Raw genomic sequence first — 26,082 nt, 5'->3', positions numbered from 1 at the left:
CAACCAGCTGGTGCGCTCCAAGGTGCACCACGCAGGGACGTGTGGCGTTGCAGGACCACGCCGGCGCCGTTCGCGTCAGGCCTGGAGCCACCATGCATTCCCCAAGTGATTCTTCTGTTTTCAGACGGGCAGCCGTCGCCGCGATCGCGGCCGGCGCGCTGCTCGCCACGGGCGCCGCCAGCGCGCGCACGAACTGGTCGGTGCAGATCGGCACGCCCGGTGCGGTCTATGCCCCGCCGTACTACGTGCCGCCGCCCGTCTATGCGTACCCGGCCCCGATTTACTACGAGCCGCCACCGCCGCGGGCCTACTACCGCCCGCCGCCGCCCGTGTACTACCGGCCGGCCCCGATCTACGTCCCGCCGCGCGGGCGCCTCTACTACGGCCCCGGCTATCCCTACCGTGCGCCGAACGACGACGACGAGGATGACGACCGCGATTGACCCACCACCCGCCAGCGTGCGGGCATGCCAATTCTTGGCGTGAATGCTGACGAAAACGTCACATTCAGTCACATTTGTAAGGTCAAAGAATTCATTTCATGCCCGGAAGACTGTTTCGGTCCGGGGCATGACACTTGCCTTGCATCGTTCAACCGGCGCGGAGGGCGTCGAAGGAGCGACAAAAAATGCAGACCAGCGTTCGGCCTTTCACCGATGTCGACGCCGCCATTGCGGCGGTGGAGGCCCTGGACGGTGAACTCCGGAAGTTCGAACTGGCCGTGGGGGACAACCTCCAGGACAGCATCGGCCTGCAGATGGCGCAGATCACCGACCGCGCACTCGCACGCGGCTGGGAACCCAGCGGCTTCATCCAGAAGGAAGGTTTTCGCCTCTACCGCTACCGCGCGATGCGCTGACAGGTGAGGAGAAGGCTTGCTCAGCCCGGCGCGAGGATGCGCTCGAGCGCCCCGATGTCGATGGGCTTTTGCAGGTGGTGGTCGAACAGCACCTCGCCCGGCGCCGCATTCGCCGCGTCCCGTTCCGAAAAACCCGAGATCGCCACCAGCAGCCGCGGCGTGCCTTCGGCCGCCGTGGCACGCAGCCGGCGCGCCACCTCGGTGCCCGGAAAGTCGGGCAGGGTGAGGTCGATCAGCGCCGCATCGAAGCGCTCGCCGGCCGCTGCGTCCAGCGCCTGTTGCGCCGTGTAGGTGCAGCGGGCGGTGTGGTCCTGCAGCGTCAGCAGCTCCCGCAGCAGGTCGGCTGCGGCCTCGTTGTCGTCGACGATCAGCACATTCACAGTTGTTTTCTCTCGGCATCCATTGATTGCGATCCCGCAGTATCGACGCAGCGCCTACGGGAAACCGTAACAGGGGCCTCGTTTGTTACTTCTCGGCGTCCGGCGCGGCAGCGGGCGGCTGCAGCGGCAGCTCGACGAAAAAGCGCGCGCCGTGGCCCGGCGTGCTCTCCACGCCGATGCGCCCCGCGTGCAGGCTCACGATCTTGTGCGTGATGTACAGGCCCAGGCCCAGGCCGGCCGCATGCTTGCGGCTGACGTCGGTGCGCTCGAACTGCTCGAAGATGCGCTGGTGGTCTTCAGGCGAGATGCCGATGCCCTGGTCGCGCACGCTCACGACCGCGTGGTCGCCATCCTGGCGCACCGTCATCTCGACCGGCTTGCCGCCGCCGTAGCGCAGCGCGTTGGTCAAGAGGTTGGTCAGCACCTGTTCGATGCGGAACTCGTCCCACACGCCGCGCAGTGCGGGGGGCGCGTCCAGGCTGATCGTGCAGCCCGCGGCCTCGGCCTGGTGGCGCAGGTTGTCGACCACGGCACGGGCCAGTTCGGCCAGGTCGACCGGTTTGGTCTGGATCGACAGCGCGTCGCGCCGCAACCGCGTCACGTCGAGCATGTCGTCGATGAGCCGCACCATGTTGCGGATCTGCCGCTGGTCGCGCTCGATCATGGTGGGCAGCTTCTCGGGCGAGAAGGTGTCGAGCTTGCCCTTGGACAGGTGCAGCTGCCGCAGCTGCGCCTCCAGGTAGAGCGTGTTCAGCGGCGTGCGCAGCTCGTGCGACACCATCGACATGAAGTCGTCGCGCATGCGCACCGCGCGCTCCAGCTCGCGCTGCGTGTGCTGCAGCTGCTGCACCAGCTCTTCTTGCTTGCGGTGCGCGGCGGCCAGCGATTCCATTTCGTGGCGCAGCGCCTTGCGGTGCTGGTGCAGGTCGACGAACACGCTCACCTTGCTGACCACCGCGTGTGGATCGAGCGGCTTGTGCAGGAAGTCGACCGCGCCGCTTTCGTAGCCCTGGAAGGCGTAGTTCATCTCGCGCCCGGCGGCGCTCACGAAGATGATCGGGATGTGCCGCGTGCGCTCGGTGCCGCGCATCAGCTCGGCCAGCTCGAAACCGTTCATGCCGGGCATCTGCACGTCGACGATGGCGAGCGCGAATTCGTGCTCCAGCAGCAGCGCCAGCGCGGCCTCGGCCGAACCGGCGCGGTACACCAGCCGCCCGGGCGCGCGAATCAGCGCCTCGAGCGCCAGCAGGTTCTCGGGCAGGTCGTCGACGATCAGCAGCTTGCTTTCGACCTCAATGGGCATGGGCGGGCTCCAGTAGCTGCAGCAGGATGCGCAGGTCGCGCAGCCGAAGCACGTGGTCGGGGGTGTGGCGCGCAATGGCGGCGAGGGGCATGGTGGGAACCAGGGCTTCTTTCGGGTCTTGCACGGCGGTGAGTCCGCCGGCGCGGTGGATGCGCAGCAGGCCTTCGGCGCCGTCCTCGTTGGCGCCGGTCATGAGAAAGCCGGCCACCGACGGCCCGTAGGCATCGGCGGCGGAGGCCATGAGCACGTCGATGGACGGGCGCGAGAACAGCACGGGCGGCTCGCAGCTCAGCGAAAAGCGGCGCCCGCGCTCGATCGACAGGTGGTAGCCCGGCGGCGCGAAGTACAGGCAGCCGTCCACCAGCGGCATCTTGTCGAGCGCCTCGTGCACGGGAATCGGCAGGCGCTGCGCAAAGATCTCGGCCAGGTGGCTCTCGTGCGATTCGGGCAGGTGCAGCACCACCGCCATCGGAATGCGCCAGTTGGCCGGCAGGCCGTCGAGCACCGCGCTGAGCGCGTCGATGCCGCCCGCCGAGGCGCCGAGCACCACGGCCTCGACGCGGCGAACCGGAAACGGACGGTGCTGCGTGCCGGCGCGCTTCATGCGACCTTGCGGTAGATGCGCTCGGCGCGCGCGTGGGCGTCGAAGCGGTCGGCGTAGCCCGAGAAGTCGATGCTCTCCTTCGAACCCAGGCCGAGAAAACCGCGGTGCGACAGCGACTCGTGGAACAGCCCGAGCGCGCGGTCCTGCAGCTGGCGGTTGAAGTAGATCAGCACGTTGCGGCACGACACCAGCTGCGTCTCGGCGAACACGCTGTCGGTGGCCAGGCTGTGGTCGGCAAAGATCACGTCGGCGCACAGCGAGGGGTCGAAGCGCGCGGCCTCGTAGGCGGCGGTGTAGTAGTCGGAAAACGCGCTCAGGCCGCCCGCGCGCTGGTAGTTGGCCGTGTAGCCGCGGATCGCCTCGAGCGGAAAGATGCCCTGGCGCGCCTTCTCGAGCGAGGCCGGGTTGATGTCGGTGGCGTAGATCTGCGTGCGCTCGAGCAGGCCTTCCTCGCGCAGCAGGATCGCCAGCGAGAACACCTCTTCGCCCGTGCTGCAGCCCGCCACCCACACCTTCACCGACGGGTAGGTGTGCAGGATCGGCACCACGTGCCGGCGCAGCGCCAGGAAGTAGGCCGGGTCGCGGAACATCTCGCTCACCGGAATGGTCAGGAACTGCAGCAGCTGGCCGAACAGCGCCGCGTCACGCAGCACGCGGTCCTGCAGCGCCGAGATGCTGGGCAGCTCGAGCTGCTCCAGCGCATACAGCACGCGGCGCTTCTGCGAGGCCGTGGTGTAGTTGCGGAAGTCGTAGCTGTACTTGAGGTAGATGGCCTCCATCAGCAGGCGCAGCTCGATCTCGGTGTCGCTCAGCGGCTGGGGCTGCATGGGGGCGGTGGCCGGGTCCTGCAGCGCGGCGGGAAGGGGCTTGCGGGTCACAGGCGCTCCATCTTCGGCATCCACACGCGCAACAGCGAGAACAGGCGCTCCAGGTCGACCGGCTTGGCCAGGTAGTCGCTGGCGCCGGCGGCCAGGCACTGGTCGCGGTCGTCCTTCATGGCCTTGGCGGTGATGGCAATCACTGGCATCTTCACGAAGCGCGGATCGGCGCGCAGGCGGCGCGTGGCTTCCAGGCCGTCCATCTCCGGCATCATCACGTCCATCAGCACGAGGTCGATCTCGCTGACCTGGTCCAGGCGCTCCAGCGCCTCGCGGCCGTTGCGCCCGATCTCGACGGTGGCGCCGCGCTGCTCCAGCGCGCTAGTGAGCGCGAAGATGTTGCGCACGTCGTCGTCCACCAGGAGGATGGTGCGGCCCTCGAAGATGCGGTCGCGTCCGCGCGCCGTCTTCAGCATGCCCTGGCGCTCGCTGGACAGCGAGGCCTCCACCTTGTGCAGGAACAGCGTCACCTCGTCGAGCAGCCGCTCGGGCGAGCGCGCGCCCTTGATGATGATCGAGCGCGAGTAGCGCTGCAGCTCGGTTTCTTCGTCGCGCGTGAGGTTGCGCCCGGTGTAGACGATGACCGGCGGGAACGACACGATCTCTTCCGCCGCCATGGCCTTGAGCAGTTCGCTGCCCTGCATGTCGGGCAGCCGCAGGTCGGTGATCATGCAGTCGAACACGCGCGTGCGCAGCAGCGCCAGCGCTTCCTCGCCGGAGCCGACGGCGACGATCTCGATGTCGTCGTCGCCGATCAGCCGGATCACGCTCTCGCGCTGCAAGGCGTCGTCTTCCACCAGCAGCACGACCTTGACCTTCTGCGTGAGCTTTTCTTCCAGCCGGCCGAACACCTTGGTCAGCTCCTCGCGCGTGGCCGGCTTCAGCGCGAAGCCGATGGCGCCCATGTGCAGCGCGGCGGCCTGCGCGTTGTCGGCGGCCGAGACCACGTGGATCGGGATGTGGCGCGTGTGCGGCGAGTCCTTGAGCTTTTGCAGCACGTCCAGGCCGGTGCTGTCGGGCAGGCGCATGTCCAGCAGGATCGCGTCGGGCACGAACTGCGTGGCCAGCTCGAAGCCGTCGGCCGCGCCGTGCGCCACCAGGCAGCGGTAGCCCAGCTCGTGCGCCAGGTCGTACAGGATGTGGGCGAACTGCGGCTCGTCCTCGATGACCAGCACGCGGCGCACCTGGTCGCGCGGAATCGAGCGGTCGTCCGCGAAGCGCGGGGCCGGCACCACGGGCGCGGGGGCAGGGGGCGCGAGCGGCGGCGGCGACAGCACGGCGGGCGCATGCGAGGGCGAGGGCGAGGCGCTCGACACCGAACGCAGCGTGCCCACCGGCACGGCCGGCGCGGGCATCGTCTGCGGCGCGCGCGGCGGCAGCTGCAGCGTGAAGGTGCTGCCCTGGCCGGCTTCGCTCTTCACCGTCAGCGAGCCGCCCAGCAGCTGCGTGAGGTCGCGCGAGATCGAGAGGCCCAGCCCCGTGCCGCCGTAGCGCCGGCTGGTGGTGCCGTCGGCCTGGCGGAAGGCCTCGAAGATCAGCTCGTGCTGCTGCGGGTCGATGCCGATGCCCGAGTCGTGCACCGCAAAGGCCGCGCCGCCGTCGGCCGTGGCCGATACCGTGAGCGCCACTTCGCCGCGCTCGGTGAACTTGATCGCGTTCGACAGCAGGTTCTTCAGGATCTGCTCCACGCGCTGGCGGTCGGTGACCAGCAGGGCCGGCGCGTCGGGCCGCAACTCCAGGCGGAACTCCAGGTTCTTGTCGGTCGCGAGCGGGCGGAAAGTGCTTTCCAGGCTCTGGGCCAGCTTGTCGAGCGGCACCTCTTCCGGCACCAGCTCGAGCTTGCCGGCCTCGACCTTGGCGATGTCCAGGATGTCGTTGATCAGCACCAGCAGGTCGTTGCCCGAGGCGTAGATCGATTCCGCGAACTTCACCTGCTCCAGCGACAGGTTGCCCTGCGGGTTGTCGCCCAGCAGCTTGGCCAGGATGAGTGCGCTGTTGAGCGGCGTGCGCAGCTCGTGCGACATGTTCGCCAAAAACTCCGACTTGTAGCGGCTGGCGCGCTGCAGCTCGTCGGCGCGGTCTTCCAGGTCGCGCTGCACGCGGCGCAGGGCGGTGTTGCGCTGGTCGAGCGCCTCGGTGCGCTCCGACAGCTGGCTGTTGGTTTGCTCCAGCTCGGCCTGCTGGTTCTCCAGCATGGCCTGCGAGGCGCGCAGGGCGCGCGACTGTTCTTCGAGCTCTTCGTTGGCGGTGCGCAGCTCTTCCTGCTGCACCTGCAACTCTTCGTTGAGCTGCTGGGTTTCGGCCAGCACGTCCTGCAGCTGCTCGCGGTAGCGCGCGGCCGCGAGCGAGGTGCCGATGTCGTCGGCCACCAGGTCGAGCAGCTCGCCGCTGCGCGCGTCGGGCGTGCCGGGCAGGCCCAGCTCGACCACGCCGTTGACGGCACCGTCGCTCGCCACCGGCAGCAGCAGCACGGCCTTGGGCGCCATCTCGCCGAGGCCGGAGTTGACCTTCAGGTAATCGGCCTGCACCGGATCGATCAGCATGCGGCGCTGTTCGGCCGCGGCCTGGCCGACCAGGCTTTCGGTGGGCGAGAACACCTGCGGCGAGGCCTCGGCCTCGCTGGAGAAGCCGTAGCTCGCGGCGCGGCGCAGCGGGCCGTGGCGTTCGCGCACATAGAGCGCGCCGACCGAGCTGCCCAGGTGGCGCGAGAAAAACGCGAGGATCTTGCGGCCCATGTCCGGCGCGCTGAGTTCGCCGACCAGCTCGCCCACCAGCTCGGTCTGCGCATTGCGCAGCCAGGCCTCCTGCGACAGGCGCTCGGCATGCGCCGCCTGCTCGGCCAGCACCACGTCGTAGCTGTCGGACAGCCGCATCAGCTGGCGCCGCCCGAAGTACGACACCAGCCCCGAATACACCAGCGTGAACAGCAGGAACAGGCCGACCACCCACCAGCTCGTGCGGTTGGCCTCGTTGTTGCGCTGGAAGCGCAGCGTCTGCTCGGTGTCCATGAAGGCCGTGAACTCGGCGCGCATCTCGTCGGTCAGGTGCTTGCCGCGGCCCAGCCGGACGGTGGCCTGCGTGTCCTGGCCTGCACGGCGCGCTTCGATCATCTCGCGCGAGAACGCCAGCCACGACTCCTGCAGGCCGGCGATGCGCTCGAGACGCTCCACCTGCCGGCGGTTGTCCGACACCAGCTGGCGCAGCGCGTCCGTGTCGGACTTCAGGCGCGGCTCGGCGTTCTGGTAGGGCTCCAGGAAGGTCTCTTCGCCGGTGAGCAGGTAGCCGCGCATGCCGGTTTCCATGTCGATGGAGCGGCGCTGCAGTTCGCTGGCGGCGCGCGTGACCTGGTCGGTGTGCTCCACCCAGCTGATGGTCGACAGCAAATACAGGATCAGCACGACGAACGCCACGGCGCCGACCAGGCCGCCCAGCAGCGGCAGCTTGAGGTTGCGCCCCAGCAGGCGGTCGAATTCGACAGGGTCGATCGCGGAGGGAGTTTTCATGAATGCATTTGTAAGCAAAACTTGCCAAGTCTTGCCGAAAAACAGGGCCGAACCTGTCGGAGAAGGCCCCGATACGGCTGTATGTCACGCTTTGCTACGGGTCGCTCTCGCTATACTGTTATTTCATACAGTATCGGCAGCATGCCTTCCGAAGCCCGCTTTCTCCCGCCGTCCGCCGCCGTCCTGGCGGCGCACGTCGTGTCCGTCAAGGCCTTGTGCGCCTTCGGCGCGAAGGCCGGCGATCTCGACCTGCGCTTCGTGCCCGCGCCCAGCGCGCTCGAAGGCATGGCCGGCCACGCGCTGGTGCAGGCCCGGCGCGGCGGCGACTACCAGAGCGAGGTGCCGCTGGCCACCACCTGCGGCACGCTGCGCGTGCGCGGCCGGGCCGACGGCTACGACCCGGCGCAGGCACGCGTGGAAGAAATCAAGACCTTCCGCGGCGACTTCGACGCCATCCGCGCCAACCACCGCGCGCTGCATTGGGCGCAGGTGCGCTGCTACGGCTGGATGCTGTGCGAGCAGGAAGGGCATGAGCAACTGACCGTCGCGCTGGTCTACCTCGACCTGGCCAGCGGCGACGAAACCGTGCTCGAAGAGCAGCACACGCGCGACACCCTGCGCACGCACTTCGAGACCCTGTGCGCCTGCTACAGCGACTGGGCGCAGCGCGAGGCCGAGCACCGCGGCGCGCTCGACGACGCGCTGGCGCGGCTCGAATTTCCCCACGCCGACTTCCGCACCGGCCAGCGCGAACTGGCCGAGGCGGTCTACCGCGCCGCCGTGGGCGGGCGCTGCCTGCTGGCGCAGGCACCCACGGGCATCGGCAAGACGCTGGCCACGCTCTTTCCGCTGCTCAAGGCGCGCGCGGCGCACAAGCTCGACAAGGTGTTCTTCCTCACCGCCAAGACCTCCGGGCGGCCCGTGGCGCTCGACGCCTTGCGCGTGCTGGGGCAGGGCGGCGCGCACCGGCCGCGCGTGCTCGAACTCGCGGCCCGCGAGAAGGTCTGCGAGTACCCCGACCGCGCCTGCCACGGCGAGGCCTGCCCGCTGGCGCGCGGCTTCTACGACCGCCTGCCGGCCGCGCGCGCCGAGGCCGCACAGGTGGGTTGGCTCGACCGCGAGGCGCTGCGCCGGGTCGCGCTCGCGCACGAGGTCTGCCCCTATTTCCTGGCGCAGGAAATGACGCACTGGAGCGATGTCGTCGTGGGCGACTACAACTATTACTTCGACGGCAGCGCCTTTCTGTTCGCCAGCATGAAGGACGCCGGCTGGCGCGTCGCCGTGCTGGTCGACGAGGCCCACAACCTGCTGGAGCGCGCGCGCGGCATGTACTCCGCAAAGCTCGAAGGCGCGGCGCTGGAAGAAGCCCACCGCGCCGCACCCGCCGCCGTGCGCGGCCCGCTGGCGCGGCTGTTCCGCGAATGGGACACGCTGCAGCAGGCGCAGACCGCCGGCTACGACACCGCCGACGAGATCCCCGAGCGCTTCCTGCGCACGCTGCAGGCCGCCAACACCGCGATGGCCGAGCACTTCGCCGCCACGCCCGATGCGGCGCAGGGGCCGCTGCAGCGCTTCTTCTTCGATGCGCTGCACTTCGCGCGGCTGGCCGAGGTCTTCGACGACCACTCGGTGTTCGAGCGCACGCTGGGCGCCACGCAGGAGCAGCGCGGCCTGGCCATCCGCAACCTCGTGCCCGGGCCGTTCCTCGAAGGCCGCTTCGCCGACGCGGTGTCGGTCACCTGCTTCTCGGGCACGCTCGCACCGTTCGCGTTCTACCGCGATGCGCTCGGCCTGCCCGAAGACACGGCGCTGCTGGACGTCGAATCGCCGTTTCGCGGCCAGCAGCTGCGCGTCGAGGTGGCGACCGGCGTCTCCACGCGCTTTCGCGACCGCGCCGGCTCGCTGCGCCATGTGACGGACATCATCGGCGCGCAGTTCGAACGCCTGCCCGGCAACTACCTGGCCTTCTTCAGCAGCTTCGACTACCTGGACAAGGCCTGCGCCGCGTTCTCGCTGCGCCACCCTGGCGTACCCGTGTGGACACAGACGCGCGGCATGCGCGAAACCGACCGCCACGATTTCGTCGCGCGCTTCGAGGAAGGCGGGCAGGGCATCGGCTTCGCCGTGCTCGGCGGCGCGTTCGGCGAAGGCATCGACCTGCCGGGCAGCCGGCTCATCGGCGCCTTTGTCGCGAGCCTGGGGCTGCCGCAGTACAACGAACTCAACGAGATCACGCGCGAGCGCATGCAGTCGCGCTTCGGCAAGGGCTACGAGTACACCTACCTCTACCCCGGCCTGCAGAAGGTGGTGCAGGCCGCCGGCCGCGTGATCCGCACCGAGGCCGACACGGGCGTGCTGCACCTGCTCGACGACCGCTTTGCGCGCGCCGAGATCCGCGAATTGCTGCCGCGCTGGTGGCATGTGCAGCTGGCCGGGCAGGCCGGGGAAGACGATGCGCGCCACCCGACGCCTTGAGCACGCCGGCCAGCCCGACCTGTTCGGCGAGGCGCCCGTGGCGGCCATCGAGGGCCTGCGCTATGAACCGGGGTTCCTGTCGCGCGACGAGGAGGCCGGCCTGCTGCGCATCGTGCAGGGGCTGCCGCTCAAGGAGATGCGCTACAAGGAATACACCGCGCGCCGGCGCGGCACCAGCTTCGGCGGCAGCTACGACTTCGACACGAACCGCCTCAAGCCCGGCGCGCCGCTGCCCGAGGCGCTGCACCCGCTGCGCGCAAAGGCCGCCGCCTGGGCCGGCCTGGCGCCCGAAGACCTCACCCACGTGCTGATCGCCGAGTACCGCCCCGGCACGCCGCTGGGCTGGCACCGCGACGTGCCCGACTTCGAGGACATCGTGGGCGTCTCGCTGTGCGGCGATGCGGTGATGCAGTTCCGGCCCTACGTGCCCGGTGCGCCCCCATCGGGGCCGGCCGCGCTCGACGTCCTCGTCGAGCCGCGCTCCGTGTACCTGCTGCGCGGGCCGGCGCGCTGGGCATGGCAGCACGCCATCGCGCCGACCGAGGCGCTGCGCTACTCGATCACCTTGCGCACCCGCTCGCACGCCAGACTGCGCTGACGCGCAGCGCCTGCCTCTTCCGACCCACGGCGCGGGGCGACGGGCCAGCATGAGAAGCCTCCCAACCTGAAGGAGCGATGCACATGCCACGAGGCGACAAGTCGTCCTACACGGACAAGCAGAAACGCAAGGCCGAGCACATCGAGGCAGGCTACGAGCACCGCGGCGTGGCCAGGGGCGAGGCCGAGCGCCGCGCCTGGGCCACGGTGAATGCCGAGAGCGGCGGCGGCAAGAAGAGCGGCTCGGGCCGCGGCAAGGCCGAGAAGCACGGACCTCCGCGCAAGGGCGGGCGCCTCGGTGGCGCCGCCGCGGCGAACCGCACCGCCGCCGAACGCTCGGCCTCCGCGAGGAAGGGCGCCGCCACGCGCAAGCGCAACGCCGAGAAGCGCGGCTGAGGCCGGTTGCGAATATCAGTCACATTGACTGTCCGAAAAGCGGAATCCACCCACCGCGCACCCTGAAAAGCGGACATTCCTTCGCCATCTGTGACGGCAGCCGGACAACTTGCATCGGCCCCGCGCCGGCGCGGCCCCGCACGAAGTCGCCAGCTTGCGCGACGTTGGCCTGAACGCACGCGCTACACCGGCCAACCTCGGTCATTCCGCCTTCTTTTTGCACGCGTTCCGGGCGTTTGCCGGGGCGCGTTCCCGTCGATACGATCCGCCGCCTTGCCCTCCAGAAAGGAACGCGCGGGTGCCTCCCTCGAACGTTTTCTCCCCCACGACCGCGCCAGCCGCCGCAGGTGCCCATGCCGGTGCCAACGCGGACTGGCAACAGCGCAGCCGCCGCCACGTCTGGCATCCCTGCACCCAGAGCATCCGCCTCGACGTGGCGCCGCCGCTGCCCATCGCGCGCGGCGAGGGCGTCTGGCTGACCGACCATGAAGGCCGGCGCTACCTCGACGCCACCAGTTCGTGGTGGGTCAACCTGTTCGGCCACGCGCACCCGGCGATCAACGCCGCGCTGAAGGCGCAGCTGGACACGCTGCCGCACGTGATGCTCGCCGGCTGCACGCACGCGCCGGCGGTCGAGCTGGCCGAGCGGCTGGCGGCGCTCACGGGCCATGCGCTGGGCCATTGCTTCTATGCCTCCGACGGCGCCTCGGCCGTGGAGATCGCGCTCAAGATGAGCTTCCACGCCTGGCGCAACGCGGGCCGCGCCGGCAAGCGCCGCTTCGTGGCGCTGCGCGGCGGCTACCACGGCGAGACGCTGGGCGCGCTGCACGTCACCGACGTGCCCGTGTTCCGCGACGCTTATGCGCCGCTGCTCGCCAGCGCGCACCTCGTGGCCTCGCCCGATGCGCGCGCCGCCCGGCCCGGTGAAGACGCCGCCGCTGTCGCGAACCGCGCGGCCGACGAGCTCGAGGCGCTCCTGGCCGCGCAGCACGACAGCATTGCCGCCGTGATCGTCGAGCCGCTGGTGCAGTGCGCCACCGGCATGGCGATGCACGATCCGGCCTACCTGCGCCGCCTGCGCGCGCTGTGCGACTGCTTCGGCGTGCACCTGATCGCCGACGAGATCGCGGTCGGCTGCGGGCGCACCGGCACCTTCTTCGCCTGCGAGCAGGCCGGCATCTGGCCCGACTTCCTGTGCCTGTCGAAGGGCATCAGCGGCGGCTACCTGCCGCTGGCGCTGGTGATGACGCGCGAGGCCATCTACCAGGGCTTCGTCGACGACGCCGCCGCGCGCAGCTTCTTGCATTCGCATTCCTACACCGGCAACGCGCTGGCCTGCCGCGCGGCGCTCGCCACGCTCGATCTGTTCGAGCAGGAAGACGCGCTGAACCGCAACCAGGACCGCGCCGCGCGCCTGCTGGCGCGGCTGCGCGAGGGGCTCGCCGGCCAGGCGGTCGACCACCTGCGCCAGCGCGGAATGATCACGGCCTTCGACGTGCGCGAGCCCGGTGCGCGCTTCGCCGAGCGCTTCCACCTCGCGGCGCGCGACCATGGCCTGCTGATGCGGCCCATCGGCGCCACCGTGTACCTGATGCCGCCGTATGCCATCGCCGACCACGAGATCGACCAGCTCGTGGACGGCACGCTCGCCACGCTCCAGGCCGTCACCACCGCATCCGGCGCCCACGCCGACGAAGGAGCCCGCGATGCTGCGCTTGCTTGAACGCCTGCAGGACGAGATCACCGCGCTCGACGCGCGCTCGCTGCGCCGCCGCCGGCAGATCGCCGAGACCGCCTGCGCACCCGAGCAGATCCTCACGCTGGCGGGTGCCACCGCGCCGCGCACCATGCTCGGCTTCAGCAGCAACGACTACCTGGGCCTGGCCGCGCACCCCGCGCTGGCCGAGGCGCTGGCCGAAGGCGCGGCGCGCTACGGCACGGGCAGCGGCGGCTCGCACCTGATCCTGGGCCACTCGCGCGCCCATGCGCAGCTGGAGGAGCGGCTGGGCGAATGGATGGCGCCGCACATTCCCGATGCGCGCAGCCTGTTTTTCTGCACCGGCTACATGGCCAACCTGGCGGTGCTGTCGGCGCTGGGCGACGGCGAGGCCGTGATCTTCTCGGAGACGCTGAACCACGCCTCGCTGATCGACGGCGCGCGGCTGGCCCGTGCCCGCGTGGAACGCTACCCGCACTGCGACCTGCAGGCGCTCGACGCGCAGCTGGCCGCCTGCGACGCGCCGGTCAAGATCATCGTGAGCGACGCCGTCTTCAGCATGGACGGCCACATCGCCCCGGTGGCGGGCCTGCTCGCGCTGGCCGAGCAGCACGACGCCTGGCTGGTGATCGACGACGCGCACGGCTTCGGCGTGCTCGGCGCCACCGGGCGCGGCGCGCTGCAGGCGCTGGCGCTGCGCTCCGAGCGGCTGGTGCTGATCGGCACGCTGGGCAAGGCGGCCGGTGTGTCGGGCGCCTTCGTGGCGGCGCACCGCACGGTGATCGACTTCCTGGTGCAGCGCGCGCGGCCCTACATCTTCACCACGGCCGCGCCGCCGGCGGTGGCGCATGCGCTGCTCACCAGCCTGGCGCTCATCGAGGGCGAGGAGGGCATGCGCCGCCGCGCCCAGCTGCGCGCCCGCATCACCCAGCTGCGCAACGGCCTCAAGCAGGTGCTGCCGGCCGACGGCAGCGCCTGGCTGGCCGATTCGCCGACCGCTATCCAGCCGCTCATCGTGGGCGACAACGCGCGTGCCATGCAGACCATGGAACGGCTCGATGCGCACGGCCTGCGCGTGGGCGCGATCCGCCCGCCCACGGTGCCTGCCGGCACCGCGCGGCTGCGCATCGCGCTGTCGGCCAGCCACACCGAGGCCGACGTGGCGCGGCTCATCGATGCGCTGGGCGAAGCCCTGGCCGAACCGTGGCCGGAGGCCGCATGACGACGGCGGCAGCAGCGACACAGCGCCGCTGGTTCGTCACCGGCACCGACACCGGCGTGGGCAAGACGCTGGTGAGCAGCGCCATGCTCGCGCTGCTGGCAGCCTCGGGCCTGCGCGCGGTCGGCATGAAACCGGTGGCGGCGGGGCTCGATGCCATCGACGGCGAATGGCGCAACGAGGACGTCGAGCGCCTGCAGGCGGCCGGCAACGTCGACGCGCCGCTGGCCTGGCGCTGCCCCTATGTGCTGAAGGCGCCGATGTCGCCGCACCTGGCGGCGCGGGAAGAGGGCGTGCAGGTCGCGCTGCCCGTGCTGCTCGATGCCTTCGAGCGGCTGTCGGCGCAGGCCGATGCGGTGGTGGTGGAAGGCGTGGGTGGCTTCTGCGTGCCGCTGGGCGACGACCTGGACACGGCCGACCTCGCGGTGGCGCTGGGCCTGCCCGTGATCCTCGTGGTCGGGCTGCGGCTGGGCTGCCTCAACCATGCGCTGCTCACCGCCGAGGCGATCCGTGCGCGCGGGCTGGTGCTGGCCGGCTGGGTCGCGAGCGTGGTCGAGCCGCGGATGCTCTCGCCCGAAGGCAACCTGCAGACGCTGCGCGCCCGGCTCGGTGCGCCGCTGTTGGGCGTGGTGCCGCACCTGGCCGCGCCCGAGGCCGCGCGCGCCGCCGAGCACCTCGACCTGCGCGCGCTGCGGGCGAGCGCGGCGCATGCCGCGCGTCGCACCGAGGCCCCGCTCGTGTCAGCCGCGACGGCCTGAATCCGCCAGCCGCTGGGCGCGCACGCCGCCCTGGCGCGCCAGCATCCAGCTCGGGTACTCGGGCGCCAGCGCGCTCACCTTGTCGATCGCCGCGAGTTCGTCGGCCGTGAGCCGCACCTCGGTGGCGGCGATGTTGTCATCGAGCTGGTCGATGCGCTTGGCGCCGACGATCACGCTGGTCACCACCGGCTGATGCAACAGCCAGGCCAGCGCGATCTGGGCCACCGACACGCCGCGCGGCTCGGCGAACTGGCGCATGAGGTCGATGCAGTCGTAGGCGCGTTCCACGTTCACCGGCGGAAAGTCGAAACTCGCGCGGCGGCTGCCTTGCGCGGTGGCGGTGTGGCGGTCGACCTTGCCGCTGAGCAGGCCGCCGGCCAGCGGGCTCCAGACCATCAGGCCGAGCTCTTCGCTGCGCAGCATGGGCACCAGCTCGCGCTCCAGGTCGCGCCCGGCCACGGTGTAGTAGGCCTGCAGCGACTCGAAGCGCGCCAGCCGGTCGCGCTCGGCGATGCCCAGCGCCTTGGCGATCTGCCAGGCGGCCCAGTTCGACACGCCCACGTAGCGCACGTGGCCCTGGCGCACGAGGTCGTCGAGCGCGCGCACCGTTTCCTCGATGGGCGTGATCGGGTCGATGCCGTGGATCTGGTACAGGTCGATGTGGTCCAGCTGCAGCCGCTTCAGGCTGGCCTTCACGCCGTCCATGATGTGGTAGCGCGAGGCGCCGGCCGAGTTCACGCCCTTGCTGCCGGTTTCGCCCAGCACCTTGGTCGCGACCACCACGCGGTCGCGCGGCACCTTCAGGTTCTTCAGCGCCTGGCCGGTGATGGTCTCGGACAGGCCCTCGGAGTACACGTCGGCCGTGTCGAGGAAGTTGATGCCGGCGTCGAGCGAGCGGGCGATGAGGCCTTCGGCCTCGCCTTGCTGCAGCTGGCCGATGTGGTCCCAGATGCCCGGCGCGCCGCCGAAGGTCATCGTGCCGAGGCAGAGTTCGGAAACCAGGAGGCCGGTGCGGCCGAATTGGCGGTATTGCATCGAAAGTTGTCCTTTGGGTGGGGAGGGCCGCCCGGCTGTGAGGAATGCCGGCGGTTGCGAAAAAGTATCCCGCCGGCGCGCCCCGGCGGGCGAGCGCGTTTCTGCAAAGTCTTTGCCTATTTCTCCAGACCTCGTGCGCAGGCCGTGCGAAGGAGAGGATGCGACGCTAAGCTGCGGGCAGCCCAATCCTCCATGGCTGCTACCGCGGCCGCTCTCCTTTGTCAGAGGCCTACCCATGTCTGATGAAACCCCCGACACCGCCACCGTCCTCGCCATGCCGATGCCGCTGGAACCCGAACTCGATGCCGCCCGCGAAGAGCTGGTGCAGCTCATCCGCCACATCACGCGCGGCCAGGACGGCACGGTCGAATGCGCCGTGCCCGGCCTGCAGGTGCACTGCATCAGCAAGCCCGACGGCCCCAAGCACGGCTTCGCGACGCCGGCGCTGGGCCTCATCGCGCAGGGCTCCAAGCGGATCATCGTGGGCGACGACATCTACGTGTACGACCCCATGAACTACCTCGTCACCTCGGTCGACCTGCCGGTGTGCGGCCAGGTGTGCGTGACCAGCGAGAACGAGCCCTACCTGGGCGTGCGGCTGGAGCTGGCGGTCGATGAAATCGGCGACCTCATCGGCGACGAAAAACTGCCGGCCAAGGCCAACGCGCCGGCCTCGCGCGGCCTGTACGTGAACCGCATCGCCATGCCGGTGCTGGAGCCCGTGCTGCGCCTGCTGCGGCTGCTCGACACGCCCGAGGACATTCCGATCATGGCGCCGCTCATCAAGCGCGAGATCATGTATCGGCTGCTGGTGAACGGCGAGGGCGCGCGGCTGCGCCAGATTGCGCTGCACGACAGCCACACGCAGCGCATCGCGAAAGCCATCAGCGCGCTGCGCACCAACTACGCGCAGTCGCTGCGCGTGGAAGACATGGCGCGCGCGGTGCACATGAGCGTGTCGTCGTTTCACCACCACTTCAAGGCCGTGACGGCGATGAGCCCGCTGCAGTACCAGAAGCAGCTGCGCCTGCAGGAGGCGCGCCGCCAGATGCTGATCGCCGGCACCGACGTGGCCAGCGCCGCGCACAACGTGGGCTACGAAAGCCCTTCGCAGTTCGCGCGCGAGTACGGCCGCATGTTCGGCGCGCCGCCGCTGCGCGACAAGCGCCGCTGGCTCGGCGAGGCTGGCAACGACGCCACCTCGATGGAAGCCGCCTAGGCATTGCATCGCGCCTGTGCGCCTATAGCACCTGCCGCGATTTCTTGCGTCGTCGCGGCCATGCAGGTTTCGCAAATTCTCGCTATCGTTTTGTTCGCTGCAGCACCCGTCCGCCCGTGGAGGCGGGACTACTCAACAACTCGGAGAGATGCATGCTTTGGGAAAAGAAGCTGGCGCAGTGGAGCGCCGCGGTCCGCGCACGGGCCAACCTGCCCGCGCGGCTCACCTTGTGGGACGGCCAGTCCTACGACTTCGGTGACTTCAGCGGGCCGGCGGTCACGCTGCACGTGAAATCGCCCGCGGCGCTGTCGCTGATGCTGCAGCCCACGCTCGACAACCTGGGCGAGGCCTACGTCAAGAGCAAGATCGACATCGAAGGCAAGCTCAGCGACGTGATCGACATTGCCTACGGCCTGGCGAAGACCTCACTCGACAAGCCCGGCGGCGCGCTGCAAAGCATGGCCCGCTACTTCGCGCACACCAAGTCGTCGGACAAGAAATCCATCGAGTACCACTACGACGTGTCGAACGCGTTCTACCAACTGTGGCTCGACGCGAACATGGTCTATTCGTGTGCCTACTTCGAGAACGGCGACGAAGACCTGGCCACCGCGCAGCTGAAGAAAATAGACCACATCCTCACCAAGATCGAACTCAAGCCGGGCCAGACACTGCTCGACATCGGCTGCGGCTGGGGCGCGCTGGTGATCCGCGCGGCGCAGAAGTTCGGCGCGCGCTGCGTGGGCGTCACGCTGTCGCAGAACCAGTTCGACCTGGCGACCGAGCGCGTGATGGCCGCAGGCCTCGCAGACCGCATCGAGATCCGCCTGCAGGACTACCGCGACGTGACGGGCCAGTTCGACCGCATCACCAGCGTCGGCATGTTCGAGCACGTGGGCCGCAAGAACCTGCCCGAGTACTTCAAGCGCGTGCAGCAGCTGCTGGCCGACGACGGCATCGTCATGAACCACGGCATCACCTCGTCCGACCCCGAGGGCGGCGGCGTGTCGTACGGCGGCGGCGACTTCATCGACCGCTACGTGTTCCCCAACGGCGAGCTGCCGCACATCAGCCTCGCGTTGCAGGCCATGCAGCAGGGCGGGCTCGAAGCCTTCGACGTGGAGAACCTGCGCCGCCACTATGCACAGACACTGCGTCACTGGAGCGACGCCTACGAGGCCCATGCCGACGAGGCGCGCGCGCTGGTCGACGAAGAGAAGTTCCGCATCTGGCGCATCTACCTCGCGGGTTGCGCCTATGCCTTCGAGAATGACGACGTGGCGATCTACCAGATCGTCGGGCGCAAGGCGGGCAGGGCGGCAAGCACGCTGCCATGGTCGCGCCGCTACATCTACGAAGGAAGGCACGAATAAACCTACTGCGCGCCCCGATCTCGCATCTGCGGTCCTCACCGTACGGGTGTACGGTTCCGGTCCTCGACGCGACCTCGGGGCGCTCGCTACGGTTTCTTCGCGCCTTCCAGGCGCCCATGGGTTGTTGCTTTGCTACTCGAGCGTGAAGCCGATCTTCACCGTCACCTGCCAGTGCGCGACCTTGCCGTCGACCACATGGCCGCGCGTCTCGGTGACGGTGAACCACTGGATGTTGCGCACCGTCTCGTGCGCCTTCGCGATGGCGGTCTGCACCGCGTCCTCGATGCTGGTCTTGGACGAGCCCGTCAGCTCGAGCGACTTGTAGACATGGTTCGACATGGCGGTTGCTCCTTGGGTGGTTGCGTGCCCATCGTAGCCATCGCGGGGGGCGCGAGGCAACACCTTTGGGCGCGCGGATGCGATGCAAACCGCATCAGGACATTCGCAATCCGTCGTTGGCAACGGCGGGTGCGCTTCGCAGAATCGGCGGCATCGAACCAGGGAAACCGCCCGCCATGCCATTGCACACCGTCGCCTCTTCATCCCCGGCCGCACAGGCCCGCCACGTCCTCGCGCTGACCGCCATCGCCTGGTGCATCGCGCCGGCGTCGCCGCATGAAGTGGCACGCCGCGCACCGCACGGCCATGTGCCGTTGCGCGTGCGCAGGCGGCTGCACGCCACGGCGGTGGCGGCCCTTTTGCCGTACGCATGGTGAGGCGCGGTGAGCCGCGCGACCCCGCAGATTCCAGATATCGATAGAGGAATTCAGCGCAAACGGCCCGCGTGATGGCTCGCAGAATTTGAAGCACACCCGCTTCCACTGCGCCATCGCCGAACACCGTGTCCTACTCGCTCTCCCTGCTCGACAAGAGCCTGATCCCCGAAGGTGCCGACGCCGCGCAAGCGTTCCAGCACACCATCGCGCTGGCCCGGCGCGCCGAACGGCTGGGCTACCGGCGCTACTGGCTGGCCGAGCACCACGGCAACCGCACCTATGCCGGTTCGGCGCCCGAGGTGCTGGCCTCGCACCTGCTCGCGAAGACCTCGCGCATCCGCATCGGCACCGGCGGCGTCATGCTGCAGCACTACAGCCCCTTCAAGGTCGCGGAGACCTTCAAGGTGCTGGCCTCGCTGGCGCCAGGCCGTGTCGACCTGGGCATCGGCAAGGCGCCGGGCGGCCTGCCACTGACCAGCAAGGCGCTGCAATCGCTGCACGACCCGGCGAAGGCGAAGGCCCTCGATTTCGAAGCGCGCCTGCGCGAGCTCGATGCCTTCCTGCACGACGGCGTGCCCGCCGACCATGCGCTGGCCGGCGCCGTGGCCACGCCGTTCCCGCCGGTGGCGCCGCAGCGCGTGCTGCTCGGTGGCAGCCCCGAGAGCGCGCTGCTCGCGGCGCGGCTGGGCTGGCAGTTCGTCTACGCGGGCCACTTCAACGGCGACCCGCTGAACATCGAGCAATCGATCGACGCCTACCGCGGCGCGACCGGCCGCGCGCCGCTGCTCGCGCTGTTCGCCTTCGCCGCCGAAACGCACGACGAAGCGGCCGAGCGCGTGGGCGCGCTGCGCAGCTTCCGCGTGACCTTGCCCACGGGCCAGAGCGTGAACCTGCCGAGCCTCGAAGCCGCCGCCGAGTTCGCGCGGCAGGCCGGCGCGAGCGACTACCGCACCGAGGAACGCCGCCCGCACGTCATCGCCGGCACCGGCGACGAGGTGCGCGACGCGCTCGAGGCTCTCAGCGCGCGCCACGGCATCGAGGAGTTCGTGATCGACATCCCGGTGGCGGACTTCGGCGCGCGCGCCACGGCGGTCGAGCTGCTGGCGCAGGCCCGCGAGCCCGCACTGGCCTGAGCTCCTTCTTCCTTCCTTTCCCATCACAAGAACGATCGTCATGAGCAACATTCAGTTCGGCGTCATGCTGCAAGGGGCCGGCAGCCACATGAATGCCTGGAAGCACCCGGGCGGCCCGGCCGATGCCAGCGTCAACCTCGACTTCTTCATCCGCAACGCGCAGAAGGCCGAGGCCGCGGGCATCGCTTTCGCGTTCGTGGCCGACGGGCTCTACATCAACGAGAAGTCGATCCCGCACTTCCTCAACCGCTTCGAGCCGATCTCCATCCTGTCGGCGCTGGCCGCCGTCACCACGAAGATCGGCTTGGCGGGCACCATCTCCAGCTCGTACAGCGACCCGTTCACGGTGGCGCGGCAGTTCGCCTCGCTGGACCTCATCAGCGGCGGGCGCGCGGGCTGGAACGTGGTGACCACGCCGCTGGAAGGCAGCGCCAAGAACTACAGCCGCGCCCACCCCGAGCACGCGCTGCGCTACGAGATCGCCGACGAGTACCTGGCCGTGACGCAGGGCCTGTGGGACAGCTGGGACGACGACGCCTTCGTGCGCGACCGCGAGAGCGGCCGTTTCTTCGACCGCGACAAGCTGCACACGCTGGACCACAAGGGCCGCTTCTTCCAGGTGGCGGGTCCGTTGAACATCCAGCGCTCGCCGCAGGGGCAGCCGGTGATCTTCCAGGCCGGCTCGTCGGATGCGGGCATCGGCCTCGCAGGCAAGTACGCCGACGCGGTGTTCACCCATTCGCCCTCGCTCGAAGACACGCGCGCCTTCCTCAAGCAAGTGAAGGCCAGCGCCGTGGCGCAGGGGCGGCAGGCCGGCGACGTGAAGATCTTCCCGGGCATCGGCCCGGTGGTCGCTGCCACCGAGGCGGAGGCCGAGGCGAAGTACCTCGCCATCCGCGCACTGCTCACGGTCGAAGAGGCGCTGGCCTACCTGGGCCGCTTCTTCGACCACCACGACTTCAGCCAGTACCCGCTCGATGCGCCGTTCCCCGAGCTGGGCGAGATCGGCCGCAACAGCTTCCGCTCGACCACCGACCGCATCAAGGCCAATGCCAAGGCCAAGGGCCAGACGCTGCGCGAGGTGGCGCTCGAAGTCGCCACGCCGCGCACGCAGTTCGTGGGCACGGGCGAGCGCATCGCCGACGAGATCATCCGCTGGGTGGACGAGGGCGCGGCCGACGGCTTCATCCTCGGCTTCCCGGTGCTGGGGCAGGGGCTGGACGACTTCATCGAATTCGTGATTCCGGCGCTGGAGGCGCGCGGTCGCTACCAGCGCACGCTGCCCGGCCAGACCCTGCGCGACCACCTGGGCCTGCCGCGCAAGGCGAGCCGCCATGCCGCGCCGCAGGGCAGCGCCACCGCCGAGCGCAAGGCCGCCTGATGGGCGCCGCGCTGCCACGACCGGCCCTGAAGGACATCCACCGCGTCGAATCGACCATTGCCGGCTACGGTGACGCGTTCATTGCGCTGCGGCGCGACATCCACCGCCACCCCGAGCTGTCGTTCAAGGAGCACCGCACTTCGGCGCTCGTGGCCGAGCGGCTCGCGGCCTGGGGCTACGAGGTCACGACCGGCCTGGCCGGCACCGGCGTGGTGGGCACGCTGCGGCGCGGGCCGGGGCGCAGCCTCGGCATCCGCGCCGACATGGACGCGCTGCCGATCCACGAGGCCACGGGCCTGCCGTATGCGAGCGAGAACGCGGGCGTGATGCATGCCTGCGGCCACGACGGCCACACGGCGATCCTGCTCGCGGCGGCGCGCTTCCTGGCCGAGACGGGCAGCTTTCACGGCACGCTGCACCTGATCTTCCAGCCCGCCGAAGAACTGGGCGCGGGCGCCAAGAAGATGATCGACGAGGGCCTGTTCACGCGCTTCCCGTGCGACGCCGTGTTCGGCCTGCACAACTGGCCCGGCGTAGGGGCAGGGCACGTGGGCTGCGTCACCGGGCCCGCGATGGCGGCCATCGACCAGGCCCACATCACGGTGCGCGGCAAGGGCGGCCACGGCGCGCAGCCGCACGAGACGGTGGACCCCGTGGTCGCGAGCGCGCACCTGATCGCAGCATTGCAGACCGTGGTGTCGCGCAACGTCGATCCGCTGGACATGGGCGTGGTCACGGTCGGTTCCATCCATGGCGGCGAGGCTTCCAACGTGATTCCGAACACGGTCGAGCTCAAGCTCACGGCACGCTCGTTCAAGCCCGAGGTGCGCGCACTGCTGGCGCAGCGCATTCCCGCGCTGGCGCGAGCGCAGGCCGAGAGCTTCGGCGCGCAGGCCGAGGTGGACTACCGGCCGGGCTTTCCGCCGGTGGTCAACCACGCCGAAGAAACCGCCTTCGCACGCGCCGTGGCGCTGGACACCTTCGGCGCGCAGCGGGTCGACCCGGCCTTCCGCCCGCGCACCGCCAGCGAAGACTTCGCCTACATGCTGCAGGCGCGCCCCGGCAGCTACGTGTTCTTCGGCAACGGCGAGAGCGCCTCGCTGCACAGCCCGCGCTACGACTTCAACGACGCGATCCTCGCGCCCGCGGCCGTGTACTGGGCCCGGCTGGCCGAGCGCTTTCTTTCCGCCGACGGCGACACCCAGGAAACCACCCCATGAGCGAACAGTTTCTCTACACCACGCCGCTGGACCCGTTGGCCCGGCCGTTGATCGAAGGCCTCACCTTCGAGTACGACAGCCGCTACGGCGACGTGCTGCGCGAGCCCGGCGCGCCGCGCGAGATCGACCGCTACGCGCCCGAGGTGTTCGCGCCGCCGCACGGCAACTTCGTGCTGCTGCTGCGCGACGGCGTGGCGATCGGCGGCGGCGCCTTCATGCGCCACGACGAGCGCACCGCCGAACTCAAGCGCGTGTGGACGCACGGCGCGCTGCGCCGCCAGGGCCTGGCCAGCCGCGTGCTGGCCGAGCTGGAGGCGCAGGTGCTGCGCCAGGGCTACGAGCGCATCTACCTCACGACCGGCTTTCGCCAGCCCGAGGCCGTGGGCCTGTACCGCAGCCACGGCTACACGGCGCTCTTCACCGACGACGCCGACCCCGAGACGCCGCGCAAGCTGCCGTTCGAGAAGCACCTGGCGCAGTGGGCCACGCAAGGCCGTGCCGGTGCGGCACTGAGCGGGGCGGTGTCGCGATGAACACGACCACCGTGCTCGATGCCGGTCCGGAGCCTCGTACCCCCACGGCACCCCTGCGCCGCAGCGATGCGGCACCGCCCGCCAAGGGCGACTACTCGCACTTTCGCATCGTGCCCGCGACCTACCCGGCGCGCACCGTCGGCACCGTCTTCGCGGTGGCGGTGATCGGCCTCGTGCTGCATTCGGTGCTCACCAACCCGCGCTGGGGTTGGCCGGTGTTCGCGCAGTGGTTCTTCTCGGAGCCGGTGCTGGCCGGGCTGGGCCGCACGCTGCTGCTCACGGCGCTGGGCGCGGTGCTGGGCTTCTTCTTCGGCACGGGGCTGGCGCTGGCGCGGGTGTCGCGCTCGCCGCTCTTGGCGCGGCTGGCCTGGGTGTTCACCTGGCTCTTCCGCTCGGTGCCGGTGATCGTGCTGCTCTTGATCATCAACAACCTCGGCTACCTGTACGAGACCGTGTCGCTGGGCGTGCCGTTCACCGACCTGACCTTCTTCTCGTACCCGACCACGCAGCTCATCAGCCCCTTCGTGGCGGCGCTGCTGGGCCTCACGCTGAACCAGGCGGCCTTCGCCTCGGAGATCGTGCGCGGAGGCATCCTGTCGGTGGACCAGGGGCAGCTCGAGGCAGCAGCGGCGCTGGGCCTTTCGCGCCGGCGCCAGGCTTCGCGCATCGTGCTGCCGCAGGCCATGCGCAGCATCCTGCCCACGGCCTTCAACGACATCATCGGGCTGGCCAAGGGCACCTCGAACCTCTACATCCTGGCGCTGCCCGAGCTGTTCTACACGATCCAGATCATCTACCGGCGCAACCTGGAAGTGATTCCGCTGCTCATGGTGGCGACCGTGTGGTACCTCGTGATCCTCACCGTGCTGTCGGTGGCGCAGCATTACATCGAGCGGCATTTCTCGCGCGGGGCACTGCGCCATGCGCCGCGCTCGTGGCTGGGCGGCGTGGTGCACGGGCTGTGGGCGCGGGGCAGGGCGCCGGCCGTGGTGCCCGTGTCGGCACCGGCGCCGGCCCCCGCGCAGGTGCCGCGCTGGAACGGCTCGCGCGCCCCGGGCGGCGAGGTGACGATCCACGGCGTGTCCAAGCGCTTCGGCGCGCTGCAGGTGCTCGACGACGTGACCTTCACCGCGCCGCGCGGCAGCGTCACCGTGATCCTCGGCCCCTCGGGCTCGGGCAAGTCGACGCTGCTGCGCACCATCAATCACCTGGAGCGCGTGGACGACGGCTTCATTGCCATCGACGGCGAACTCATCGGCTACCGGCGCGATGCCGACACGCTGTACGAGCTGCACGAGAAAGACATCCTCGCGCGCCGTGTCGACGTGGGCATGGTGTTCCAGAACTTCAACCTGTTCCCGCATCTCACGGTGCTGGAGAACATCGTCGAGGCGCCGCAGTCGGTGCGCGGCCTGCCGCGCGCCGAGGCCGAGGCGCTGGCCACCGACCTGCTGGCCCGCGTCGGCCTGGCCGACCGCAAGGACGCCTACCCGCGCCAGCTCTCGGGCGGCCAGCAGCAGCGCGTGGCGATCGCGCGCGCGCTGGCGCTCAAGCCCAAGGTGCTGCTGTTCGACGAGCCCACCTCGGCGCTCGACCCCGAACTCGTGGGCGAGGTGCTTGCGGTGATCGAAGAGCTCGCGAGCTCCGGCACCACGCTGGTCATCGTGACGCACGAGATCGGCTTTGCCCGCGAGGTGGCCGACACCGTGGTCTTCATGGAGCAGGGCCGCATCCTCGAGACCGGCACGCCCGAGCAGGTGTTCAACGCACCGAGGCATCCGCGCACGGCCGAGTTCCTGGCCAAGGTGCTCTGAGTTTTTTCTCGTTTCCCATTTTTCCAACCGACCGCTTTTCATGACCCATCGACGCCTTCTCCTGTCCGTTCTCCTGGCGGCCTTGCTGCCGATCGCCGCCACGGCCCAGACCGCCCCGGCGCCCGACCTGAGCCCCGAGCAGCCCGGCCGCCCGCGCGCGCAGAAGATCGACGAGGCCGTGCGGCTCGCGAAGGACTTCAAGTTCCAGAAGGAAGGCGTGCTCGTCGTCGGCACCACCACCGGCCGGCTGCCGTTCGCGGCCTACGCCACCGACACCAAGACGCCCGTGGGCAACGCACCCGACATCGCGCAGCTCGTGGCCGACAGCCTGGGGCGCAAGCTGGAGCTGGTGTCCACCGCCTGGGCCGACTGGCCGCTGGGCCTGCAGTCGGGCAAGTTCGACGTGGTGGTGTCGAACGTGACCGTGACCGAGGAGCGCAAGGAGAAGTTCGACTTCTCGACCTACCGCAACGACCAGTTGGGCATCTACGTCAAGTCGGACAGCAAGCTCGGGACTATCAAAGAACCGAAGGACATCGCGGGCCTGAAGCTCATCGTGACGGCCAGCACGAACCAGGAGCAGATCCTGCTGCGCTGGAACAAGCAGAACATTGCCGCCGGCCTCAAGCCCATCGAGATCCAGTACTACGACGACGATGTGGTGCAGCGCCTGGCCATCCAGTCGGGCCGTGCCGACGCCTACGTGGGCCCCAACGCCATCGCGGCCTACGAGGCGCGCGACGGCAAGACCCGGCTCGCGGGCCTGGTGTCGGGCGGCTGGCCGCTCAATGCCGAGATCGCCGTCACCTCGCGCAAGGGCTCGGGCATTGCCGAGGCCGTGACGCTCGCGCTGAACACGCAGATCAGGAACGGCAACTACGGCAAGGCGCTGTCGCGCTGGAACCTGGCCTCCGAGGCCATCGAGGTGGCGCGCACCAACCCGCCCGGCCTGCCGAAGAACTGAGGGGA

At 69.8% G+C, this 26,082-nt stretch carries 24 protein-coding genes; 17 read left to right on the top strand and 7 right to left on the bottom strand.

What is annotated here, in order from left to right; genetic code table 11:
• Positions 1-92: 92 nt before the first annotated feature.
• Both AC07Q9_RS10180 and AC07Q9_RS10175 read left to right on the top strand, forming a co-directional pair.
• The gene (locus AC07Q9_RS10180) at positions 93-443 is read left to right on the top strand and encodes a hypothetical protein (RefSeq protein WP_495309192.1); all 351 of its coding nucleotides are present in this window, start codon (positions 93-95) and stop codon (positions 441-443) included.
• A 185-nt stretch (positions 444-628) separates the two neighbouring features.
• Positions 629-859, top strand: coding sequence for a hypothetical protein (locus tag AC07Q9_RS10175; RefSeq protein WP_492683763.1), 231 nt, complete (start codon positions 629-631; stop codon positions 857-859).
• Between the two features lie 20 nt (positions 860-879).
• Here the strand turns inward: AC07Q9_RS10175 and AC07Q9_RS10170 are convergent, their stop codons facing one another.
• From AC07Q9_RS10170 to AC07Q9_RS10150, 5 genes are all read right to left on the bottom strand, one after another.
• On the bottom strand, positions 880-1,239 hold the full coding sequence (locus AC07Q9_RS10170) for a response regulator (protein ID WP_070060569.1): 360 nt from the start codon (positions 1,237-1,239) through the stop codon (positions 880-882).
• 85 nt (positions 1,240-1,324) lie between these two features.
• A complete protein-coding gene (locus tag AC07Q9_RS10165; RefSeq protein WP_495309190.1) occupies positions 1,325-2,542 on the bottom strand; it encodes a hybrid sensor histidine kinase/response regulator in 1,218 nt (405 codons plus the stop codon).
• Positions 2,532-3,146 (bottom strand): chemotaxis protein CheB, encoded by a 615-nt coding sequence (locus tag AC07Q9_RS10160; RefSeq protein WP_159277054.1) that lies wholly within the window; start codon positions 3,144-3,146, stop codon positions 2,532-2,534. Before AC07Q9_RS10160 ends, AC07Q9_RS10165 begins: the two co-directional genes overlap by 11 nt.
• A complete protein-coding gene (locus AC07Q9_RS10155; RefSeq protein ID WP_062480071.1) occupies positions 3,143-3,973 on the bottom strand; it encodes a CheR family methyltransferase in 831 nt (276 codons plus the stop codon). The genes AC07Q9_RS10160 and AC07Q9_RS10155 overlap by 4 nt, the downstream gene beginning before the upstream one ends.
• Before the next feature lie 47 nt (positions 3,974-4,020).
• Entirely contained in the window at positions 4,021-7,527 is a 3,507-nt protein-coding gene (locus AC07Q9_RS10150; protein WP_495309187.1) for a response regulator, read from the bottom strand.
• A gap of 141 nt (positions 7,528-7,668) precedes the next feature.
• Here AC07Q9_RS10150 and AC07Q9_RS10145 point away from each other — a divergent pair, with 141 nt between their 5' ends.
• From AC07Q9_RS10145 to bioD, 6 genes are all read left to right on the top strand, one after another.
• The gene (locus tag AC07Q9_RS10145) at positions 7,669-10,002 is read left to right on the top strand and encodes an ATP-dependent DNA helicase (RefSeq protein ID WP_495309186.1); all 2,334 of its coding nucleotides are present in this window, start codon (positions 7,669-7,671) and stop codon (positions 10,000-10,002) included.
• A complete protein-coding gene (locus tag AC07Q9_RS10140; protein ID WP_495309185.1) occupies positions 9,980-10,600 on the top strand; it encodes an alpha-ketoglutarate-dependent dioxygenase AlkB in 621 nt (206 codons plus the stop codon). The genes AC07Q9_RS10145 and AC07Q9_RS10140 overlap by 23 nt, the downstream gene beginning before the upstream one ends.
• A gap of 83 nt (positions 10,601-10,683) precedes the next feature.
• Positions 10,684-10,995 carry a plasmid stabilization protein gene (locus AC07Q9_RS10135; protein ID WP_495309184.1) on the top strand — a complete coding sequence of 104 codons (312 nt, stop codon included), beginning with the start codon at positions 10,684-10,686 and terminating at the stop codon, positions 10,993-10,995.
• 298 nt (positions 10,996-11,293) lie between these two features.
• The gene (bioA, locus tag AC07Q9_RS10130; protein ID WP_495309182.1) at positions 11,294-12,718 is read left to right on the top strand and encodes an adenosylmethionine--8-amino-7-oxononanoate transaminase; all 1,425 of its coding nucleotides are present in this window, start codon (positions 11,294-11,296) and stop codon (positions 12,716-12,718) included.
• The gene (bioF, locus tag AC07Q9_RS10125; RefSeq protein WP_495309180.1) at positions 12,702-13,934 is read left to right on the top strand and encodes an 8-amino-7-oxononanoate synthase; all 1,233 of its coding nucleotides are present in this window, start codon (positions 12,702-12,704) and stop codon (positions 13,932-13,934) included. The genes bioA and bioF overlap by 17 nt, the downstream gene beginning before the upstream one ends.
• Positions 13,931-14,689, top strand: a complete 759-nt coding sequence (bioD, locus tag AC07Q9_RS10120) for a dethiobiotin synthase (protein WP_495309178.1) — start codon at positions 13,931-13,933, stop codon at positions 14,687-14,689. Before bioF ends, bioD begins: the two co-directional genes overlap by 4 nt.
• On the opposite strand, the gene AC07Q9_RS10115 is transcribed toward bioD, so the two are convergent.
• Positions 14,672-15,724: an aldo/keto reductase gene (locus AC07Q9_RS10115; RefSeq protein WP_495309176.1), complete on the bottom strand. Its 1,053-nt coding sequence runs from the start codon at positions 15,722-15,724 to the stop codon at positions 14,672-14,674. The genes bioD and AC07Q9_RS10115 overlap by 18 nt on opposite strands.
• Positions 15,725-15,959: 235 nt before the next feature.
• Between AC07Q9_RS10115 and AC07Q9_RS10110 the strand changes: the two genes are divergently transcribed.
• The gene (locus tag AC07Q9_RS10110) at positions 15,960-16,943 is read left to right on the top strand and encodes an AraC family transcriptional regulator (protein ID WP_495309174.1); all 984 of its coding nucleotides are present in this window, start codon (positions 15,960-15,962) and stop codon (positions 16,941-16,943) included.
• A 152-nt stretch (positions 16,944-17,095) separates the two neighbouring features.
• Positions 17,096-18,316, top strand: a complete 1,221-nt coding sequence (locus tag AC07Q9_RS10105; protein WP_495309172.1) for a class I SAM-dependent methyltransferase — start codon at positions 17,096-17,098, stop codon at positions 18,314-18,316.
• A gap of 132 nt (positions 18,317-18,448) precedes the next feature.
• Here AC07Q9_RS10105 and AC07Q9_RS10100 read toward each other — a convergent pair whose 3' ends face one another.
• Positions 18,449-18,655, bottom strand: a complete 207-nt coding sequence (locus tag AC07Q9_RS10100) for a dodecin (protein ID WP_062482179.1) — start codon at positions 18,653-18,655, stop codon at positions 18,449-18,451.
• A gap of 176 nt (positions 18,656-18,831) precedes the next feature.
• On the opposite strand from AC07Q9_RS10100, the gene AC07Q9_RS10095 reads away from it, so the two are divergent.
• The 7 genes from AC07Q9_RS10095 to AC07Q9_RS10065 all read left to right on the top strand — a co-directional run bounded on the left by AC07Q9_RS10095 (position 18,832) and on the right by AC07Q9_RS10065 (position 26,077).
• Positions 18,832-19,032, top strand: a complete 201-nt coding sequence (locus AC07Q9_RS10095) for a hypothetical protein (RefSeq protein WP_062482175.1) — start codon at positions 18,832-18,834, stop codon at positions 19,030-19,032.
• 125 nt (positions 19,033-19,157) lie between these two features.
• Positions 19,158-20,165 carry an LLM class flavin-dependent oxidoreductase gene (locus AC07Q9_RS10090; RefSeq protein ID WP_495309171.1) on the top strand — a complete coding sequence of 336 codons (1,008 nt, stop codon included), beginning with the start codon at positions 19,158-19,160 and terminating at the stop codon, positions 20,163-20,165.
• 40 nt (positions 20,166-20,205) lie between these two features.
• Entirely contained in the window at positions 20,206-21,546 is a 1,341-nt protein-coding gene (locus AC07Q9_RS10085; RefSeq protein ID WP_495309169.1) for an LLM class flavin-dependent oxidoreductase, read from the top strand.
• A complete protein-coding gene (locus AC07Q9_RS10080; RefSeq protein WP_495309167.1) occupies positions 21,546-22,766 on the top strand; it encodes a M20 aminoacylase family protein in 1,221 nt (406 codons plus the stop codon). Before AC07Q9_RS10085 ends, AC07Q9_RS10080 begins: the two co-directional genes overlap by 1 nt.
• Positions 22,763-23,299 carry a GNAT family N-acetyltransferase gene (locus AC07Q9_RS10075; RefSeq protein ID WP_159277042.1) on the top strand — a complete coding sequence of 179 codons (537 nt, stop codon included), beginning with the start codon at positions 22,763-22,765 and terminating at the stop codon, positions 23,297-23,299. The genes AC07Q9_RS10080 and AC07Q9_RS10075 overlap by 4 nt, the downstream gene beginning before the upstream one ends.
• A complete protein-coding gene (locus AC07Q9_RS10070) occupies positions 23,296-25,113 on the top strand; it encodes an amino acid ABC transporter permease/ATP-binding protein (protein WP_495309163.1) in 1,818 nt (605 codons plus the stop codon). Before AC07Q9_RS10075 ends, AC07Q9_RS10070 begins: the two co-directional genes overlap by 4 nt.
• A 40-nt stretch (positions 25,114-25,153) precedes the next feature.
• Positions 25,154-26,077: an ABC transporter substrate-binding protein gene (locus tag AC07Q9_RS10065; RefSeq protein WP_495309160.1), complete on the top strand. Its 924-nt coding sequence runs from the start codon at positions 25,154-25,156 to the stop codon at positions 26,075-26,077.
• Positions 26,078-26,082: the final 5 nt, after the last annotated feature.

The organism is Variovorax sp. GW821-FHT09A10 (genome assembly GCF_059418385.1).
Note: the sequence above shows the minus strand (reverse complement) of the source record. Positions and strands in the feature narration are given on the sequence as shown.